The organism is Endozoicomonas sp. G2_1, from assembly GCF_017744155.1.
In the GTDB taxonomy this organism is placed as follows: domain Bacteria; phylum Pseudomonadota; class Gammaproteobacteria; order Enterobacterales; family Alteromonadaceae; genus JAGHQT01.
Genome location: NZ_JAGHQT010000007.1, coordinates 130344 through 149133, shown reverse-complemented (window position 1 = coordinate 149133; position 18790 = coordinate 130344). Strand labels below are relative to the sequence as shown.

The 18790-nt window shown below is 43.0% G+C and carries 18 protein-coding genes; 14 read left to right on the top strand and 4 right to left on the bottom strand.

Annotation, left to right across the window (positions count from 1 at the left end):
• The first annotated feature begins 141 nt into the window (after positions 1–141).
• The 6 genes from ubiG (at position 142) to J7384_RS10685 (ending at position 7404) form a co-directional block, all read left to right on the top strand.
• Entirely contained in the window at positions 142–858 is a 717-nt protein-coding gene (gene ubiG / locus J7384_RS10710) for a bifunctional 2-polyprenyl-6-hydroxyphenol methylase/3-demethylubiquinol 3-O-methyltransferase UbiG (protein WP_209113837.1), read from the top strand.
• Positions 859–884: 26 nt separating this feature from the next.
• Entirely contained in the window at positions 885–1553 is a 669-nt protein-coding gene (locus tag J7384_RS10705) for an HAD-IA family hydrolase (protein WP_209113835.1), read from the top strand.
• A 493-nt stretch (positions 1554–2046) separates the two neighbouring features.
• Positions 2047–4314: a class 1a ribonucleoside-diphosphate reductase subunit alpha gene (gene nrdA, locus J7384_RS10700; RefSeq protein ID WP_209113833.1), complete on the top strand. Its 2268-nt coding sequence runs from the start codon at positions 2047–2049 to the stop codon at positions 4312–4314.
• A gap of 155 nt (positions 4315–4469) precedes the next feature.
• Positions 4470–5600, top strand: coding sequence for a class Ia ribonucleoside-diphosphate reductase subunit beta (gene nrdB, locus J7384_RS10695; protein WP_209113831.1), 1131 nt, complete (start codon positions 4470–4472; stop codon positions 5598–5600).
• A gap of 66 nt (positions 5601–5666) precedes the next feature.
• Complete coding sequence (yfaE, locus tag J7384_RS10690; protein WP_348523864.1) at positions 5667–5924, top strand: class I ribonucleotide reductase maintenance protein YfaE; 258 nt, start codon at positions 5667–5669, stop codon at positions 5922–5924.
• A gap of 148 nt (positions 5925–6072) precedes the next feature.
• Complete coding sequence (locus tag J7384_RS10685; protein ID WP_209113829.1) at positions 6073–7404, top strand: diguanylate cyclase; 1332 nt, start codon at positions 6073–6075, stop codon at positions 7402–7404.
• Positions 7405–7482: 78 nt separating this feature from the next.
• On the opposite strand, the gene J7384_RS10680 is transcribed toward J7384_RS10685, so the two are convergent.
• On the bottom strand, positions 7483–8556 hold the full coding sequence (locus J7384_RS10680; RefSeq protein ID WP_209113827.1) for an AI-2E family transporter: 1074 nt from the start codon (positions 8554–8556) through the stop codon (positions 7483–7485).
• A 9-nt stretch (positions 8557–8565) separates the two neighbouring features.
• On the bottom strand, positions 8566–8787 hold the full coding sequence (locus J7384_RS10675) for a sulfurtransferase TusA family protein (RefSeq protein ID WP_209113825.1): 222 nt from the start codon (positions 8785–8787) through the stop codon (positions 8566–8568).
• Between the two features lie 114 nt (positions 8788–8901).
• On the opposite strand from J7384_RS10675, the gene J7384_RS10670 reads away from it, so the two are divergent.
• Genes J7384_RS10670 through J7384_RS10650 form a run of 5 tightly spaced genes read left to right on the top strand, consistent with a single transcriptional unit; the run spans position 8902 to position 13694 of the window.
• A complete protein-coding gene (locus J7384_RS10670) occupies positions 8902–9513 on the top strand; it encodes a hypothetical protein (protein ID WP_209113824.1) in 612 nt (203 codons plus the stop codon).
• Positions 9514–9534: 21 nt separating this feature from the next.
• The gene (locus J7384_RS10665; RefSeq protein WP_209113822.1) at positions 9535–11004 is read left to right on the top strand and encodes a M48 family metalloprotease; all 1470 of its coding nucleotides are present in this window, start codon (positions 9535–9537) and stop codon (positions 11002–11004) included.
• A 33-nt stretch (positions 11005–11037) separates the two neighbouring features.
• Complete coding sequence (gene arsC, locus J7384_RS10660; protein WP_209113820.1) at positions 11038–11379, top strand: arsenate reductase (glutaredoxin); 342 nt, start codon at positions 11038–11040, stop codon at positions 11377–11379.
• A 10-nt stretch (positions 11380–11389) separates the two neighbouring features.
• The gene (locus J7384_RS10655) at positions 11390–11785 is read left to right on the top strand and encodes a DUF2069 domain-containing protein (RefSeq protein ID WP_209113819.1); all 396 of its coding nucleotides are present in this window, start codon (positions 11390–11392) and stop codon (positions 11783–11785) included.
• A 1-nt stretch (position 11786) separates the two neighbouring features.
• Positions 11787–13694, top strand: coding sequence for a hypothetical protein (locus J7384_RS10650; RefSeq protein ID WP_209113818.1), 1908 nt, complete (start codon positions 11787–11789; stop codon positions 13692–13694).
• Positions 13695–13976: 282 nt separating this feature from the next.
• Here J7384_RS10650 and hda read toward each other — a convergent pair whose 3' ends face one another.
• Together hda and J7384_RS10640 are read right to left on the bottom strand one after the other, a co-directional pair.
• Positions 13977–14687 carry a DnaA regulatory inactivator Hda gene (gene hda, locus J7384_RS10645; RefSeq protein ID WP_209113817.1) on the bottom strand — a complete coding sequence of 237 codons (711 nt, stop codon included), beginning with the start codon at positions 14685–14687 and terminating at the stop codon, positions 13977–13979.
• Positions 14684–15937 carry a DUF2066 domain-containing protein gene (locus J7384_RS10640; RefSeq protein WP_209113816.1) on the bottom strand — a complete coding sequence of 418 codons (1254 nt, stop codon included), beginning with the start codon at positions 15935–15937 and terminating at the stop codon, positions 14684–14686. Before J7384_RS10640 ends, hda begins: the two co-directional genes overlap by 4 nt.
• A gap of 212 nt (positions 15938–16149) precedes the next feature.
• On the opposite strand from J7384_RS10640, the gene purM reads away from it, so the two are divergent.
• The 3 genes from purM to J7384_RS10625 all read left to right on the top strand — a co-directional run bounded on the left by purM (position 16150) and on the right by J7384_RS10625 (position 18788).
• A complete protein-coding gene (gene purM / locus J7384_RS10635) occupies positions 16150–17190 on the top strand; it encodes a phosphoribosylformylglycinamidine cyclo-ligase (protein WP_209113815.1) in 1041 nt (346 codons plus the stop codon).
• Between the two features lie 55 nt (positions 17191–17245).
• Entirely contained in the window at positions 17246–17896 is a 651-nt protein-coding gene (gene purN / locus J7384_RS10630) for a phosphoribosylglycinamide formyltransferase (protein WP_209113919.1), read from the top strand.
• 94 nt (positions 17897–17990) lie between these two features.
• Entirely contained in the window at positions 17991–18788 is a 798-nt protein-coding gene (locus tag J7384_RS10625) for a DUF3108 domain-containing protein (protein ID WP_209113814.1), read from the top strand.
• The last annotated feature ends 2 nt before the right edge of the window (positions 18789–18790 follow it).

Here is an 18790-nt window from a genome sequence, read left to right as displayed (position 1 = left end):
ATTTACGACAACAAACATTACTGGGCTTCATCGCGGCATTGGTTTAGAATCGCTAGCAAATGTATTTTCTCGTTTGTGTTGGCGTTAGTTACTTCGCTATTAGTTTGGCCAACAACAGCATTTAGACACAAGTATTCCAATATGACTCAAGATTCAAAAGCCTTAAACGTAAACCCAGAAGAAATTGCTAAGTTTGAGCAAGTCGCTCACCAATGGTGGGATTTATCAGGTGATTTTAAACCGCTGCATCAAATTAACCCATTGCGACGCCAGTTTATTTTACAACACTGCCCGGAGTTATTTAGCAAGCAAGTGATAGATGTTGGCTGTGGTGGCGGTATCTTAGCCGAAAGCTTAGCCAAACTCGGCGCAGAAGTGACCGGTATCGACATGGGTGAAGAACCATTGAATGTTGCGAAATTACACGGGTTAGAAACAGGTGTTAAGGTCAATTATCAGAAGATAACTGCAGAGCAGCAAGCACAAGCTTACTCAGAGCACTACGATGTTGTCACTTGTATGGAAATGCTCGAACACGTGCCAGAGCCAGAATCTATCATTCAAGCCTGTGCTGATATGGTAAAACCCGGCGGTTATGTGTTTTTCTCTACTTTAAACAAAACGCTAAAATCATATTTGTTTGCGATTGTTGCCGCTGAGCGTTTGTTGAAGCTAGTGCCAAATGGCACCCATGATCACGACAAATTTATTCGACCTTCAACACTTATCCGTTGGGCCGAGTCTGCCGGTCTAAAATGTATAGATGCTAGTGGTATCCACTACAATCCAATAACAGAAAACCACAAACTGGCACCGGGGCTAGACGTAAATTACATTCTCGCGTTTCAAAAAAACTAATCAACAGACATAATAAAGGCAGTAATATGCTCACTCGCCCACAAGCCGTGCTATTTGATCTCGACGGCACATTGCTCGACACCGCCGACGATTTAGGTGCGGCATTAAATTTTGTTTTGGCAAAATACGATATGCCAGCAGTTGCTCACGAAATCTTTCGCCCTATTGCATCAGACGGCGCCAAAGGTTTATTAGAGCTTGGTTTTGGTGAACAGCTCAAACAATACGATTACGATCAACTTCGAGTTGAGTTTCTCGAATACTATCAAGCGAATATTGCCGAGCATACTCGCTTGTATCCGGGTGTTGCTGAACTCATTAGCTATTTAGAGCAGCAATCGATGCCTTGGGGGATTGTTACTAATAAACCTGAAGGGTTAACACTCGAGCTTTTACCTGCGTTCAATGAGCTGGCCAATTGCCAAGTCATTGTTGGTGGTGATTCACTTGCCAAGCGCAAACCAGATCCCCTGCCCATTACCCATGCTTGTCAACAAATTGATGCCGATTGCGCCCACACTTGGTACATTGGTGATGCGCCGCGAGATATAGAAGCCGGTAATGCCGCAAACACCACCAGTATTGTGGCTGGTTGGGGTTACATTAGCAATTTAGCTGATTGCAACGCTTGGCAAGCAGCAGCGATAACTCAGTCTGCTGACGCGCTATTAGCGCTAATTAAACAGCATAGATAATTCGCTTAATTTTGCTGTTTTTTATTTGAGCAGATCGCTCAAATAAAAAACAGCTTCGAGATACAAACAGTAAGTTATTGATCTTTAAGAAAGAGTTATTTTTTAGACTGATTTTATATAATTTCTTAAAAAGATCGTCAAAATAATTATAATGCTGAAAATTTTTCTTAAAAAATGATTGCCTTTGGCAAACTACCAACTTAAAAAGCACCACTAGGTTAGTTGTTACTAACACAACAAATTTGGCACAAAATTGCAAAAATATTTCTCGTCTTTTTGCTCTTGCATTCACCTGCCAACCTCATTATCTTGTGATTATATTCAACATAAGCCCCAAGATATTGTGTATAGTTTGCTCAACACGGCCAAACCGTGAGCAGCGTTAATACCAGCGGCTAGTGAGCAGTTTTTCGTCACTGTCGTTATCTCGAGGTCAATTGTTTAATTGTGCTAACAACTACTATCAAAAAATAGCGAGTATTACAGGACACTCATGAATAACAACCTCTTCGTAACAAAACGTAACGGCGAAAAAGAACCCATTGATTTAGAGAAAATCCACCGCGTAATTACTTGGGCTGCAGAAGGCTTAGATGACGTTTCGGTTTCTCAGGTAGAATTAAAATCCCACATCCAGTTTTACGATGGCATAAAAACCGAAGATATTCATGAGACGATTATCAAAGCGGCGGCTGATCTTATTTCTGAGCAGTCACCTGATTATCAGTTTCTCGCTGCCCGATTAGCGATTTTCCACTTGCGTAAAAAGGCTTACGGACAATTTGAACCGCCTAAACTTTACGACCACGTTGTTAGCATGGTTGAAGCCGGCAAGTACGACCAACATTTATTGGCCGACTACAGTCAAGCAGAATTTGAACAAATGGAAGCGTTTATCGATCACAAGCGCGACCTAAACTTCAGCTACGCTGCAGTAAAACAGCTCGAAGGTAAATACTTAGTACAAAACCGCGTTACTGGCGAAATTTACGAAAGTGCGCAGTTTTTATATGTCCTTGTTGCCGCTTGCTTATTTGCTAAATACCCGCAAGAAACTCGTTTGAGCTACATTGAAGGTTTTTACAACGCAACGTCGAGCTTCAAAATTTCATTGCCAACACCAATTATGTCTGGTGTTCGTACACCAACTCGCCAGTTCTCATCATGTGTATTGATTGAATGTGCTGACAGCCTTGATTCAATTAATGCGACTTCAAGTGCGATTGTTAAATACGTCTCTCAACGCGCAGGTATCGGTATTAATGCCGGTCGAATTCGCGCTTTAGGCAGCACCATTAGAAACGGTGAAGCCTTCCACACTGGCTGTATTCCATTTTACAAGCATTTTCAAACGGCGGTTAAAAGCTGTTCGCAAGGTGGCGTTCGCGGTGGTGCAGCAACCTTGTTCTACCCACTTTGGCACCTAGAAGTAGAAAGCTTATTAGTATTGAAGAACAACCGCGGCGTTGAAGAAAACCGCGTACGTCATCTAGACTACGGCGTACAGTTTAACAAGTTAATGTACCAACGCTTGATCAAGGGCGAGTCAATCACCCTATTTAGCCCAAGCGATGTTCCTGGTTTATACGATGCCTTCTTTGCTGACCAAGAAAAGTTCGAAGAGCTTTACGTTAAATACGAAGCTGACGAAAGTATTCGCAAAAAACGCATTAAAGCTATTGAACTATTCACGCTATTTGCTCAAGAGCGCGCAAGCACTGGTCGTATTTACCTACAAAACGTTGACCACTGTAATACTCACAGCCCGTTCAACCCTGAGGTTGCGCCAATTCGTCAAAGTAACTTGTGTTTGGAAATTGCCTTACCGACTAAGCCAATGGAAGACGTTAACGATCCAAGCGGCGAAATTGCACTCTGTACACTATCGGCGTTTAACTTAGGTGCTATCGACAGCTTAGACGAACTAGAAGGCCTAGCTGATTTAGCGGTTCGTGCGCTTGATAGCTTATTAGATTATCAAGACTACCCTGTACCAGCTGCGCATAGTGCCACAATGGGACGCCGTACTTTGGGTATTGGTGTTATCAACTACGCATACTACTTGGCTAAAAATGGTGTCTTTTACTCAAACGGCAGTGCCAACAACCTAACTCATAGAACATTTGAAGCAATTCAATACTACTTGTTAAAAGCGTCAAATGGTCTGGCTAAAGAGCTTGGTGCTTGTCCGCTGTTTAACGAAACCAAACTCGCGCAAGGCGTTTTACCTATCGACACCTACAAAAAAGAAGTCGATGGCATTACTAATGAACCATTGCACTTAGACTGGGAAGGCTTGCGTGCAGATATTAAAGAATACGGTGTGCGCAACTCAACCGTGTCGGCGTTAATGCCGTCAGAAACCTCATCGCAAATTTCAAATGCCACCAATGGCATTGAACCACCGCGCGGTTTAATCAGTATAAAAGCCAGTAAAGATGGTATTTTAAAGCAAGTAGTGCCTGAGTATAAAGAGCTCAAAGACAGCTATGAATTACTTTGGAATATTCCAAGTAACGACGGCTATTTAGAGCTTGTTGGTATTATGCAGAAATTTATCGACCAAACTATTTCAGCGAATACTAACTACGACCCGAGCAAGTTTGAAGGTGGTAAAGTCCCAGTTAAACAAATTCTCAAAGATTTGTTAACCGCATACAAGCTTGGCGTAAAAACCCTTTACTATCACAACACGCGCGATGGAGCATCTGACAATCAAGACGACAGTGATGATTGTGCAGGCGGCGCATGTAAAATCTAGACGCTGTTTTTTACTAAAAATAGCTGACTAAACAATTGAAAACCGCAGTTTTATTCACTGCGGTTTTCAACGATAAAGACAAAGAAATACAATCAACTATAACAATACTGCTAACAATATTGTTGCCGTCGAAACAATATTGAGTGGAGAGGTTAATGACATACACCACCTTTAATCAGACACCGAATAATGCCCTACTCGAGCCGATGTTTTTGGGTAACAGTGTTAATGTTGCGCGCTACGATCAACAAAAATTCAATGCTTTTGAAAAACTTATTGAAAAACAGTTGTCGTTTTTTTGGCGCCCTGAAGAAATTGACGTGTCGAAAGACCGGGCCGACTGGCAAGGTTTAACCGCTTCTGAAAAGCATATTTTTATCTCAAACCTCAAATATCAGACCTTGCTTGATAGTATGGCCGCCCGTTCAGTTAACGCGGTATTATTGCCATTGGTATCGATTCCAGAACTAGAAACTTGGATCGAGACTTGGGCCTTTAGCGAAACTATTCACTCGCGTTCTTATACGCATATTTTGCGCAACTTATTCACCGAGCCTGGTGAAGTGTTCGACGATATTGTTGTTAACCCAGCGATTTTAAAACGCGCATCAAGCATCGCAGAGTACTTTGATAAAGTCATTATCACGACCCAGCTTTTGCAATCACAAGGCGAAGGTGTCTACGACGTTGAAGGTGAGTCTTTAGAAGTAAGCGAGCGCAAATTAAAAGAGCGTTTGTACTTAGCCATTTGCTCAGTCAACGCATTAGAGGCTATTCGCTTTTACGTTAGTTTTGCCTGCTCGTTTGCTTTCGCTGAGCGAGAGCTACTAGAAGGCAACGCCAAAATCATCAAGTTAATTGCCCGTGACGAAGCCTTGCATTTGACTGGCACTCAACACATTCTCAACAACTGGTTGTCGGGCAAAGACGACCCTGAAATGAAAGAAATTGCCGAGCAATTTAAAGATCAAGGCAAGCAAATCTTTTTAGACGTTGTTGAACAAGAAAAAGAATGGGCGCAATACCTGTTTAAAGACGGTTCAATGATTGGCCTTAATGCCGAAATTTTAAACCAGTACATTGAGTACATCAGTAATCAGCGTATGCAAGCAATTGGTTTTGAGCCACCATTTGCGATTAAGAGTAACCCGCTACCTTGGATGAATGCTTACCTCGTCAGTGACAATGTTCAAGTAGCACCGCAAGAAAGTGAAATTTCAAGCTACTTGGTTGGTCAGGTTGATTCAGCGGTATCTGCCGACGACTTTGACGATTTCGACCTTTAATCACAATCACTGGGCTGCTAGCTATGCGCTAGCTGGCAGCCACCATCTCAATTAAGCTTCAATCGCGTGACTAAAAAAATTCAGGTCAATGAACAAGAAATCATTTACCTTGAACACCACAATAATCTGCTTGAATGTATTGAGCAGGCCAATATTGAAATTGAATATCACTGTCGCGATGGTTTTTGCGGTGCTTGTCGGGTGCGGCTCGACAGTGGCCAAATAGCTTACCCACAAGGTGAACCACTAGCTTTTGTCGGTGAAGGGGAAATATTGCCTTGTTGTTGTATTCCGATGAGTGATGTCAAGTTAACTATTGACTAGATTCATCAATAGCTTAGGATAATAATTAAACTAATTGGTATTTTGTCCGATAAAACTACATACCGCTAGCTAACACTCTGTCTAGAATCAATCCTCCGTCTAGCCCAGTAGTAAGTAGCGCGGGTTTCAATGTTAATGAGTAACATACGTGAAAAAAGATTTAACACAAGAAAACCAAGCGCTGAAAAAGGAACTCTCGCGATTGCACGCGACATTAAACAATGTCGGCTCCTATATTTTTACTAAAGACATCAATGGCTGCTATACCTATGGCAACCAATTTGTACTCAACTTTTTTCAAGTGTCGATGGCAGACTTTATTGGCAAAGATGATAGTCACTTTTTCTCTATTGACGAATTTAGCGAACTTAAACAAAACGATGAACAAGTACTCAAATACGGGAAAACGGTTGAAAGAGAAGAAAAAAATACCATTGCTCGTACTGGAGAAGTGCGCTACTACTGGATTGTCAAGCAACCCATCTACGATGAACATGGCGATATCATTGGCTTGTCGGGTATTTCTACCGACATTACTGAACGCAAAATACTCGCCCGCCAGCTCGAACAAAAACAAAAGCTTTTAGACACTGTCCTCGACAATGTTGATGCCTATATTTACATGAAGGACAGGCAACATCGCTTTTTGTATGTCAACAAGAAAACAACCGAACTATTTCAACGCCACATTAATGAAATTATTGGTCGCACAGCCAATGAATTACAAGAGTTTGAAAACGATTTTGATCACATGGATGATAAGGTTATTCAAAGCGGTCAACAAATTACCGGCGAAGAAGAGTTTGTTGATGAACAAGGCAAAGCACATTACTACTGGTCCAACAAAGTGCCGTTGTTTGACAACAACCAAGAGGTTGAGTCTTATATCGGATTTTCCCACGAAATTACTGAACTGATTGAGCTCAAAAAAGAACTCGAACACAAAGCAACCGTTGACGATTTAACTAAGTTAGCCAATCGTCGTCACTTGTTTGAGCAGGCAGGTAAAGCCTTTAAGCAAAGTCAGCGCTCAAATTATCCGTTATCGACCCTAATTCTCGATTTAGACTACTTCAAAGCCATTAACGACAATTACGGTCATCACACCGGTGACTTAGTCTTAATTCGAGTTGCACAATGCATCAAAAACACTATACGCGCCCACGATATTGCCGGCCGTATAGGCGGAGAAGAGTTTTGCATTATTTTACCCGATACTAGCAGTGAAGATGCCAAATTACTGGCAGAGCGGATTCGAGATCAAATAGCTAAGCTGTCTATTTCCCTACCTCATATGGACCCACAAACCCATCAATTAAAAGATGATCAGACTGAAGTACCGAGTATTTGTTTAACGACGAGTATTGGTATCGCGCAGAATAAATCAGGCGACAAATCAATTAGCCAGTTGCTGCACCGCGCCGATGAAGCCCTCTATCAAGCGAAAGCCAAAGGACGTAACCAAGTCTGCGGTCAATAATGAGATATTAGCGCCAGCTCACTAAAGCACAGTACAACTAGTTATTGGTTGCCACATTACACTGTGAGCTGATCTTTATTAAGATGCTGCAACTTGCTCGTGGTCATGAACATTTGACCAAGCATTGATAACCGCTTTAACTAAGGTCGCCAAAGGAATGGCAAAGAATACCCCCCAAAAGCCCCACATACCACCAAAAACGATAACTGCAATGATGATAATCACCGGATGAAGGTTAACAGCTTCTGAAAACAATAACGGTACTAGCAAGTTACCATCTAGCGCCTGAATAATGGCGTAGGCTAGCATTACATAGCCAAACTCAGCACCAACGCCAAATTGGAATAGTGCCACCAAAACCACAGGTAAGGTCACGATCGTCGCGCCAACATATGGCACTAGTACCGACAAGCCTACTAACACGCCAAGTAGCACAGCGTATTGTAAGCCAAGCAAAGCAAAAGTAACGGTAGTGACAAAACCGATGATCACTATTTCAATCACCTTGCCACGAATGTAATTCATGATTTGTTGGTTCATTTCATTAGCTACTTGTGATGCCAATCTGCGCTCTTTCGGTAAAAACTTTTTCAAGCCATCAATAAGCTCTGCTTTGTCTTTTAAAAAGAAAAACATCATCAACGGCACTAAAATCAAATAAACCAACAATGCCACTATATTTAACAAAGAGCCGAGCGACGCCTTAAGCACAATTTCGCCCCATTCCAAAGTTTTATCTTTCACTAAGGCAATGATGTTTTCAATTTGACTGGCACTAACGAGTTCGGGGTATTTTTCAGGCAAAGTCATTAAATAGTCTTGCCCTTGCGTCAACATATGGGGAGCTTCTTGCGCTAAATTGGTGCCCTGCTGCCATATTGTTGGCATTAAACCCAAAGTAGCGACCATGGCAACACCTATGAACAAAGAGACCACAATACTGGTCGATAAACTTCGTGACAAACCAGTATCAGTCAGTTTATTGACCGGTAAATCCAACAAAAATGCCAAACCAAGCGCAACAAATACAGGCATTAATAACGCGCTAAAGAAATAAATCAGTAAAAAAGCTAACAGTAAAATCACCGCCAGCGTTACTGCATGCGGATCTGAGAACTTTTCTTTGTACCAATTACTAAAAAAATTAACCATGGTAAAACGTTATCCTTTGGCTATTGCTAACTCGATGACATTGTTGGCTAGCTCGCGTTGGCTAAACTGATAACCTTGGCGAAGCAGCAAGGCGGGAATATCTTTTTTCGAACCTTTATCGAGAATTTGCATCAAACAGCTATCTCCCGATTGCATTTTTTTTAAAATAACGCGCAACTTAACCAAAGGCAACGGGCATTTATCGCCAGTCGCGTCATACTGATACAACATTATTAACCTTAAACATGCGTTAATTTAAATACAGGTCTTTTGTTTGATTATCTTATTTGCGACAATCGATTACAATCATTACCCAGAGCTAATTTTATAAAAATAACAAGATTTATGACGGAACTATCAGCACAACCAGACTTAAAAGAAATCAACGCGCTGAAAAAGAAGCTCAACTGGGGCGAAGTTTCCGCCATTTATCACATGGCTTCTACCTCTATTGGCGACCTCGACGGTATTCTCACCCATGGTTTCGATAGTGCTTATAAACAAATTCTCAACAAAAATACGTGGAACCTCGAGCTGCTCGGGGGTCACAAAAGTCTCGATGGCACCATTAGCGTCACCACTAAGCCAAAAATATTTTTGCGTCATAGCTTTGATGAAATGGGCTACGAGCTGCACTGTTACCCATGTGTTAACGGCCAACCGCTTTATGAAACACTGCTCAAGCACCCACTGTGTCCGTTTATCGACTGGTATCCTGAATCGAGACAAATGCTGTTTCGCATTACTAATTTTTCGTCGTTTTTAATCTACACCTGTAACAGTGGTGACCAAGCCGATAAAGCCTTGGTGCGTTATGCATATTTTCGAGTTGAAGCCTTGATCAACACACTCGCTCAGTCATTTGATATTGTCGATACCGACGGGTTGACCATTGCTGAATTTTATCACGCATTGGAAAAACGCCAAATAAAATCCCAAACATCGGGTCTAGATTAGTACGCCAAATGATTCAAATAAATGAGATCGCCTATTTTGCCTAAATTTAAACCTCTGCTATTAAGTTCCCTGTTAAGCGCCGCGCTTTTTTCGGTATCTTCTGTCGGCGCAGAATCAAACCGCAACCAACTTCCTGAGATTGGCTCAGCCGGTGGCAGTATTTTATCGATTGACAAAGAGCGACAAATCGGTGACATCGCGATGCGCCAATTGCGCGCAAGTCAACCACTACTAAACGATCCAGTATTAACCGAATATATAAACCACTTGGGCAATCGCCTGGTCAAGAACGCTAACGACGTCAATTACTCGTTCAAGTTCTTTTTGATCAACAACCCGGAGATTAACGCGTTTGCTTTTTTTGGTGGTCACGTTGGTGTCCACACTGGCCTCATTACCCAAGCAGATACCGAAAGTGAGTTAGCATCAGTGCTGGCCCACGAAGTCTCTCACGTTACTCAGCGTCACTTGGCGCGACGACTAGAATCACAGCGCCGCACACAACCTTTAACCACTGCCGGTTTGATTTCAGGGGTGTTGCTGACCTTAGTTAACCCTGGCGTCGGCTTTGCTGCCTTGAGTACCAGTTTAGCGGCCGGCCAACAGGCCAGTATCAATTATACTCGTGGTAATGAAAAAGAAGCCGATCGAGTTGGTATCGCCCTGCTGGCCAATAGTGGCTTTAATCCACACGCCAGTGCAGAGTTTTTTGGCAAGCTTGCTGAAAAATATCGCTATCGCACCAAGCCACCAGCAATGCTGCTCACTCACCCATTACCAGAATCTCGCATCAGTGATGCCAGGGGTCGAGCACAAGCCTACCCTTATATTCATTTAGCGCCATCACTTGATTTTGAGTTGAGCAAAGCGAGAATTGCTGCTCGTTATCAAGGTGAAGTAGAACAAAACATTGCCTACTATCAAGATGTTATTGAGCGAAACAAATATGCTATTAGAGCGGCAGCACAATATGGCTTAGCACTCTCCTACTTTAGAGACCGTCAATTTAACAAAGCGCAAAAACTACTTGAATCCTTGTATCAGTCAGATCAATTGAACTTGTTTTATGTCGATGCATTGTCAGATGCTTACATTCAGACCAAACGCTTTGACAAAGCCCTAGCGATGCTCGACAAGCTCAACAAGTTAATGCCCAACAACCAAGTGGTTGCGTTAAACTACGCCAATGTATTGCAAGAAAACAAGCAGTACGAGCAAGCTTCGCAATTGCTCAATGACTTCCTGCTAGTCAAACCTAACCACTTCGTCGCTTATGATTTATTAACCACGGTTTATCGCAAGCAAGAAGAAACCGCGCTAATGCATGCGACTAAAGCAGAGGTCTTGGCGCTGCTGGGCGGATACAGTCAAGCCGTTGATGAACTGCAAACCGCCTATAATTACGCGGATAAACAACCGATTGTTCGCAAACGGATAAAAGCCAGAATTTTACAGTTACAAGCGCAAGAACAAAAAATCAAACGTTTGTAGTTTCCCCGCAATCACAAGATAAAGGTCATTAAGATGTTAACTATTTATCACAACCCTCGTTGTTCAAAAAGCCGTCAAACACTCGCGTTGATCGAGCAAGCCAACACCGACGTAACTATTGTTGAGTATTTAAAAACGCCATTGGAACAGGCTCAGATCGAAGCATTACTAGCACAGCTGGGCCTTGAGCCCATTGAGATGATGCGAACTAAAGAAGACGAATTTAAAGCGCAAAACCTCAAAGGTGCAGACAACCAAACTTTGATTCAAGCAATGGTCAATACCCCTAAATTAATCGAGCGCCCGATTGTCACTAATGGTGAAACTGCGATTATCGGCCGTCCACCTGAAAATGTTTCAGCGCTGTTAGGATAAAAAATAGAACATGAGCAAACAATCATTCGCCACCAGTACGTATAAAAAGCTCGCTCTTACCGGCTATTTTGGCCTGTTGTTTTTTATGCCGCTGTGGCTCATCGTGTTAACAGACTCACCAAGTCTGTCACCAACACTTTCGTTAGTCATGTTTACCTTACCACTGTTATTCCCATTAAAAGGGTTACTGACCGGTAACCCCTATACCTATGCTTGGTCTAACTTTGTCGTCATGATTTACTTTTTGCACAGTTTAACCGCATTATGGGTGTCAGCTGATGAACGCCTATGGGCACTGGTTGAACTATTTTTCGCCACCATGATGTTTATTGGTGGTACTTACTATGCGAAATACAGAGGGCAAGAGTTAGGTCTAAGTATCAGGGAAAAGAAAAAGGATAAGTAGTATGAGACAAATCAACAAATGGCTTGTGCCAACATTAAGTGCTCTTTGGTTAGCTGGCTGTGGCGGCGGAGGCAGTGATACTAGTTTGGCGCCTAGCCCTACGCCACCGCCAGCTCCTGCGCCCGCACCTACGCCGTCGCCAACCTCCAGTGCTAATCAAATTGTTAGCATGGACACTAACGTCAACACTGGCCAAGCCGTTGATTTGTTCTTATTGGCGTCTGGCAATATCAGTGATATTCAGTGGCGGCAAACCTCGGGGCCTAGCGCTAACTTTTTAGCGCGTCAAAGCAAAGCGATAGCCTTCACAGCAAGCGACGCAGGTAGCTATAGTTTTGAAGTCAGTTATCGCCAAGATGGTAATGCTCGCACCGCCACTCATACCATTGACGTTGTTGCTGGTGATGTTGCCATTAATGGTCGACTCGGCCACGCCGTGGTTGAAGGCAATAAGGTTTCATTGCGAGCGGGTTTAGCAGACAACAACCAGCAAGCCAATATTCGTTGGCGTCAAGTCCAAGGCCCTGGCGTCAGCTTTACCGACAACAACACTGATGGCGATTTCGCGGTATTTTTTAATGCGCCGCAAGTTAATCAAGACACGCTATTAGTATTTGAAGTCAGTTTAGCCAATGGCAATGCCAGTGATACGGTCTCTGTATTGGTGGAAGATGCGCCAGCAATTGTCAATAATGCCTATTTTGATGAACCCGTTGCCAAAGTTGTTCCTTACAATGCCAATTCACCTCATGCCAATAACCTAGCGGCATGTGTTTACTCGAACCAACTTAATAACGCTTGTCAATTGAGCCGATTACCGTTAATCGCGCAAGAAACCTTAACGCCGAGCGTTGACGATATTATGAACCGAGTATTGGTGTCTCATCAGTGGATGGGGGATCGATTTAGAGAGTTCTTAACCAACGAAGACCCCAATAACGATTTTAAAAATTTACTTAGAGCAACCACTGCCGTTGTTATTTCTTACGACGTTAGACCCTCGTTTTACTGGGCGGCTACCGGCGCTATTTATTTAGATCCTAATGATTTTTGGTTAACCCCAGACGAGCGCGATACGATAAATGAGGCGCCAGATTTTAGAGCGAACTTCAGTAACGACTTACAATTTTCAATGCCGTTTCGCTATGTCTTGAACAACGACTTCGCCAGCCGCTTTGTCAGTCGTACCAGTCGCGTTAGCCGCGTTGCCAACGATCGTCTCTATAGCCTAGCATCGTTAATGTACCACGAGCTCGCCCATGCCAATGACTTTTTCCCAAGTAGTCGGTGGAGCCAGCTCAATCGCAATGACAGTGTCTTAACTGCAGCTCAGCCCAATAATACTCAATCGAACTTACTTGAAAGTCGCCTGCCTTTATTTAATCAAGAAATGCGTGGTTTGGCGCAAGTGAGCTTTGCTGGTGAAACCGCAAACGCGACTCAACGGGCATACCAACCTGCTGACATAGTGACGTTTTACACCACAGATCGCGCCAACGAATACTACAGCTACTCGACCATTCGCGAAGATTTTGCCGTTCTGTTTGAAGAGCTAATGATGCAATCTCGATATCAAGCAATGCGAGATACAACTATTACTAATCGCCCTCAAGGTGACAACGTTAGTGCGCTAGATTTTATTATCACATGGGGCCAACGAGGCAGAGTTGCAGACCCTGCGGTACAACCGAGAGTGCAGTTTGTTGCCGACCGAGTTTTGCCTGAACTCGACACCCGGGGTTTAATTAATAATTTAGCGACACCGCGCTTACTTGATGCCGGCGATAACTGGATAGAAAGTTTGATTATTGGACCAAATCCAAACGTTGCCAGTAAGCCTGAGGCAAATGAAGCACTAAGACCAGTGACTGAACTTAGGTATTATCATCGAGAGTTACCTAATCAATAATAATAAAGCAAAAAGCCAATCGAAAGATTGGCTTTTATGTTTATGGATGAACGGTCAGGTTTTACGTTCCCGACGAAACCTAAGTACCAACGTCCATGTTGCCAATAACGTGGTGCCAAGGATGGCAAAGAGCGTATATGTTTATGGATCAACGGTTAGGTTTTACGTTCCCGACGAAACCTAAGTACCAACGTCCATGTTGGCAATAACGCGTTGCAAGGACGGCAAAGAGCGTATATGTTCATGGATGGCGAAGAGCGCATTAAAGCGTTACTCACTCTGTCACAAAACACCTTTAATAAAAGGAATCGTAATTTTGCGCTGTTCCTGAATAGAGGCCTTATCGAGAATATCTAATGTTTTAATCAAGCTATTCATATCACGCGTAAAGTGATTGAGTAAAAAGCGGCAAACGTCATCAGTAATAATCAAACCGCGATGTTTGGCGCGCAATTTAATTATCACTTGCTTATCTTCATCGGTAAGTGCTTTTAAGCTAGCGCTTTCGCCCCAGCGCAACCGCGATTGCAAATCGGCAAGGCTAAAGACTAAATTGGGCGCATTAATGGCACCGGTCATCACTAACTTTTTATTGTGTTCAAACATTCGATTGAATAAATCAAATAGTGCTCGCTGCCACTGCAAGCTTTCTTTCTCGGGTAATTGGTTGATGATTGGAATATCGTCGAGACACACTAGGTCTATGGCCTCTAAGCCGTCGAGTACTTCAATCGAAAGCTGACCAATTTCAGAAAAAGATAGGCAAACCGAGCTCAAACCAAGCTCAGTTGCTTGCGCGCAGCACGCGTGCAGTAAGTGTGATTTGCCTGCGCCTCGCGGCCCAGATAAATAAAAGCCCTGACTGGCATCTGTGGCTAAAATAAACTGCTTGAGTTGGCTCACCACTTGTTGATTTTGGCGTGACTGAAAACTGTCAAAGGTTTCATCGTCAGGCAATTGAACCGCAAGCGCTAGTTGGCTTCGCTCAATCATTGATCGCTCCAGATAAACACAGGCACTTGCTCTGGTCGGTAAGGTGCAAGTGGATCAATATATTGTCGCAACTGCTGGTTAAGCTTGAGTGCCGCAAGCAGTGCTTCCTTTGAACCAATAATATCCACTTCAAAACGCCTTTGCTGACCAACAGCACTGACCAAGGTCACCGACTGTACTGACGATAGCGATTGCAAAAACGCTGTAATATTGATGTATTGCTTTAGATCGCTGACATTAGCAACATCGAGCAATACTTTTTGCTCGGCATTAGTTGTTGCCGCATAGTGTTGATAAATGTCATCAATAATATCGTTGAGTACTTCAGTTAATAACTGTTTTTTATCGTTGCCCCGATAAGACTGGCTAAAGCGTTGCTGCTGACCAATAAAACTCCAATCCATTTGCCATTCTTGCTCACAAACAACACAACGTCGATTATCAACCACGAGTGAATCAGTGTTTACTGCGCCTAAAACTTGATTGGCATTTGGTTGCAAGCTCGTTTTATCAGCCTCTAGATCCGTTGCTGGCTCAGCTACTTGTGCAGGTATAGGTTCTGGAGCAATATAATCTGACACCCGAATAACAACCGTTGCCTCTGGTCGGTAACGGGCAGAAAATGCCATAATAGGCTCGGCAAAGCGCGCCCATAAATCGAGATAGTCGACCTCGGTCGCGTCGGTTAAATCCATCAAGGGCAACAACACAGGTAAGCCGCGCTGAGTGGAAAACTGTTTAATTTGATCAAGCATGGCTATACTGCTGGCATCAGTGGCGGTAGAATCAGCTAATACTTGGCGTTCACCGTTTTCTTGCGCCACCAACCAAACCAGTACTTGTGGTCGTAAGTTTCCCCAAATCGCTAGATCAGCTTGTTTGAATAAACTATTGATTTTGTTGGCATCAAAATCAGCAATAAGAAAACTTTGCTGTTGCTCGGTCTGGTAGCGAAAACGAACTAGATAGCTTCTAGGCTTACGCAGTGCTTGGGCCATTAAAGGCTGTTTAACAACATCGAGCTGCCCCCCGACCTTGACCAAAACTTCGGCCATTGCTTTTTTAAGCGCTGTATCGCTTTTCTGACCAGTAGCCAGTACTTTAGCTTGATAGAGATCAGTGACTTCGACGGCACTGGCAGTAGGTATTAACATTGCGTTAAGCACTAAATTCCAAGCTAGGCTTGAAACTAGACTAAAAACCAATGCCAAAGAAACACTAACAGCAGATAAAAACAACCTAAATTTCATCACCTTCGCCTAAATTGATACGCAATATTTAATCGTTTGTGAGAGCAAAATGATATACAGATCATGGATCTTATCACACTAGTTATCGCCTTGGATAAGTTTAATTAGCCAATTTTTATTTATCGAAAAATAATTAATAAATCCGGTGTTTTATTGGGCTAAGCGCTGATAGAATAAGCGCCGATTTCCATCTGCCAACAATTGAGGTTCTCGTGAGCGAGCAAAAACAATCATTAAGCTACAAAGACGCTGGTGTTGATATCGACGCTGGTAATGCGTTAGTTGAAAATATTAAGGGTGCGGTAAAGCGCACAACACGCCCAGAAGTTATGGGTGGCTTAGGCGGGTTTGGCTCAGTTTGTCAATTGCCAACAGGCTATAAAGAGCCGGTATTGGTTGCGGGAACCGATGGTGTCGGTACTAAATTGCGCTTAGCAATCGACTTAAACAAACACGACACCGTAGGCATAGACTTAGTTGCTATGTGCGTTAACGATTTAATTGTGCAAGGTGCTGAGCCGCTATTTTTCCTCGATTACTACGCAACGGCAAAATTAGACGTCGACGTTGCTTCAAATGTTGTTTCAGGGATTGCTGAAGGTTGTGTTCAATCTGGCTGTGCTTTAGTCGGCGGTGAAACAGCCGAAATGCCAGGTATGTATCACCAAGGTGATTACGATATTGCTGGTTTTTGTGTCGGTGTTGCTGAAAAATCTCGCTTACTTGACGGCAGTAAAGTAGCTGCTGGCGATCAACTGATTGCACTGGCCGCAAGTGGCCCTCACTCGAACGGCTTTTCACTGATTCGCAAAGTGTTAGAAGTAAACGACACCGACACTGCCGAGTTACTCAATGGTAAACCGCTGGCTGAACATTTATTAGCACCAACTAAAATTTACGTAAAATCAGTGCTAGCGCTATTGAAAGAAGTTGATGTCCACGCATTGTCTCACATTACTGGCGGCGGTTTTTGGGAGAATATTCCGCGCGTATTACCAAGTGACGCTCAAGCGGTAATTAACGAAAGCAGCTGGCAATGGCCAGAAATTTTCAACTGGTTACAAGAGCAGGGCAACATTACACGCCATGAAATGTACCGCACCTTTAACTGTGGTGTTGGTATGATCATCGCCGTTCCTGCAGAGCAAGTTGAAACCAGCTTAAACATTTTAAACCAGCACGGTGAAAATGCTTGGCACATTGGTGAAATCAAGCAGCAAGGCGATCAAGAAGAACAAGTTATCATTAAATAATTGAAATAAGCGATTAAGAAAAATGATAACTTCTCAAACAGAAAACGTACAAAGCCTGTCAAAAAAACGCGTAGTGGTATTAATTTCTGGTAGTGGTAGTAATTTGCAAGCGTTGATCGACGCTTGCAATTGCCCTAGCTACCCAATTGAAATTGTTGCGGTGATCTCCAATAAAGCCGATGCTTACGGCTTAACACGCGCTCAGCAGGCTGGCATTGCTCAGGCTTGTCTATCTCATCGAGATTTTGACAGCCGCGAAGCTTACGATAGTGCATTAGCTGAGCAAATTGATCAGCATCAGCCTGATCTAGTTGTGCTAGCGGGCTTTATGCGTATTTTAACACCGACATTTGTCCAACATTATTTGGGAAAAATGTTGAACATTCACCCGTCTTTGTTGCCTAAGTACCAAGGTTTGCATACTCATCAGAGAGCGATTGACGCCGCTGATAAAGAGCATGGGGTCAGTGTTCACTTTGTTACCGAAGAGTTAGATGGTGGTCCAGTCATTTTACAAGCTAAGGTACCAGTTTTCCCTGAAGACGATGAACAGGTGTTAGCGGGTCGTGTCCACGAGCAAGAACACCGTATTTACCCTCTAGTGGTAAAGTGGTTTGGTCAAAATAGACTGAAAATGGTTGCTGGTAACGCAGAGCTTGATGGTGCAATTTTGCCAACGGGCGGGTATGCCAACGACGACACTTAATAACTATCATAAGCCATCATCAACGATCTCAGTGAGTGCTCAACCACATTAACTGAGATCACTTAAATTACTGTCTTCATAACGAGGTATATAAATGAATTTTAAGCTTGCTCTACTTTCTCGTTCAACGATAGTCACTTCACTATTACTACTGCCAAACTTATTATTGCCATCGGCTGCATCAGCACTATCTGTAAGTAACGAACTCGCCAATGAGCAAGTATCAAGTTCGGTAAAAGAGATTCACCAGTTAATCCCTGCTTTTGAGGCAAAATACAAAATATCTCGTGGCAAAAAAGATTTAGGCACGGGTCAGCGCAAACTAAAATATCTCGACAATCACAGTGCTGAATTTAGCTATGACACCGATATGAAATGGTTTATTTTATCGGACAAACGCCAAGAGCTCAGTAAAGTAAAACTTGAACAACAACGGGTAATACCACTCGAATACAGTTTTCAGCGCTCAGGGACAGGACCAAACAAGTACTATCACTGGTTATTTGCCCAAGATCAGGGCGTGGTCAAAAACCAACTGAAAAATGAACAACTAACACTCGATTACAGCCAAGCAATTCAAGATCCGTTGAGTTATCACCTACAACAACGGGTCAATTTGTTAACTCAGCCAACATCAACTGAATTTAGCTATACAACGTTTTCTGGCAAGGGCAATATTAAAGAGCGCAGTTATCAATTCGATCTTGAAGAAACTATTACCTTACCCTACGGTGAAATAAAAGCCGTCCGTTACAAACGCGAAGTTAAACGCAAGCGCAAAGTCACCTACGTTTGGTTTGCCCCCGAGCTCGACTACATGTTAGTGAAAATTCAGCAAATTAAAAATAAAGACGAAGAGTTCAAAGCTGAACTGATTGAATTTACTCAATAGCG

What these genes read in the sequence shown, in the direction of transcription:
- ubiG (WP_209113837.1), top strand. Translation starts at nt 142, where the DNA reads ATGACTCAAGATTCAAAAGCCTTAAACGTAAACCCAGAAGAAATTGCT.
- J7384_RS10705 (WP_209113835.1), top strand. Translation starts at nt 885, where the DNA reads ATGCTCACTCGCCCACAAGCCGTGCTATTTGATCTCGACGGCACATTG.
- nrdA (WP_209113833.1), top strand. Translation starts at nt 2,047, where the DNA reads ATGAATAACAACCTCTTCGTAACAAAACGTAACGGCGAAAAAGAACCC.
- nrdB (WP_209113831.1), top strand. Translation starts at nt 4,470, where the DNA reads ATGACATACACCACCTTTAATCAGACACCGAATAATGCCCTACTCGAG.
- J7384_RS10680 (WP_209113827.1), bottom strand. Translation starts at nt 8,556, where the DNA reads ATGGTTAATTTTTTTAGTAATTGGTACAAAGAAAAGTTCTCAGATCCG.
- J7384_RS10675 (WP_209113825.1), bottom strand. Translation starts at nt 8,787, where the DNA reads ATGTTGTATCAGTATGACGCGACTGGCGATAAATGCCCGTTGCCTTTG.
- J7384_RS10670 (WP_209113824.1), top strand. Translation starts at nt 8,902, where the DNA reads ATGACGGAACTATCAGCACAACCAGACTTAAAAGAAATCAACGCGCTG.
- J7384_RS10665 (WP_209113822.1), top strand. Translation starts at nt 9,535, where the DNA reads ATGAGATCGCCTATTTTGCCTAAATTTAAACCTCTGCTATTAAGTTCC.
- arsC (WP_209113820.1), top strand. Translation starts at nt 11,038, where the DNA reads ATGTTAACTATTTATCACAACCCTCGTTGTTCAAAAAGCCGTCAAACA.
- J7384_RS10655 (WP_209113819.1), top strand. Translation starts at nt 11,390, where the DNA reads ATGAGCAAACAATCATTCGCCACCAGTACGTATAAAAAGCTCGCTCTT.
- J7384_RS10650 (WP_209113818.1), top strand. Translation starts at nt 11,787, where the DNA reads ATGAGACAAATCAACAAATGGCTTGTGCCAACATTAAGTGCTCTTTGG.
- hda (WP_209113817.1), bottom strand. Translation starts at nt 14,687, where the DNA reads ATGATTGAGCGAAGCCAACTAGCGCTTGCGGTTCAATTGCCTGACGAT.
- J7384_RS10640 (WP_209113816.1), bottom strand. Translation starts at nt 15,937, where the DNA reads ATGAAATTTAGGTTGTTTTTATCTGCTGTTAGTGTTTCTTTGGCATTG.
- J7384_RS10625 (WP_209113814.1), top strand. Translation starts at nt 17,991, where the DNA reads ATGAATTTTAAGCTTGCTCTACTTTCTCGTTCAACGATAGTCACTTCA.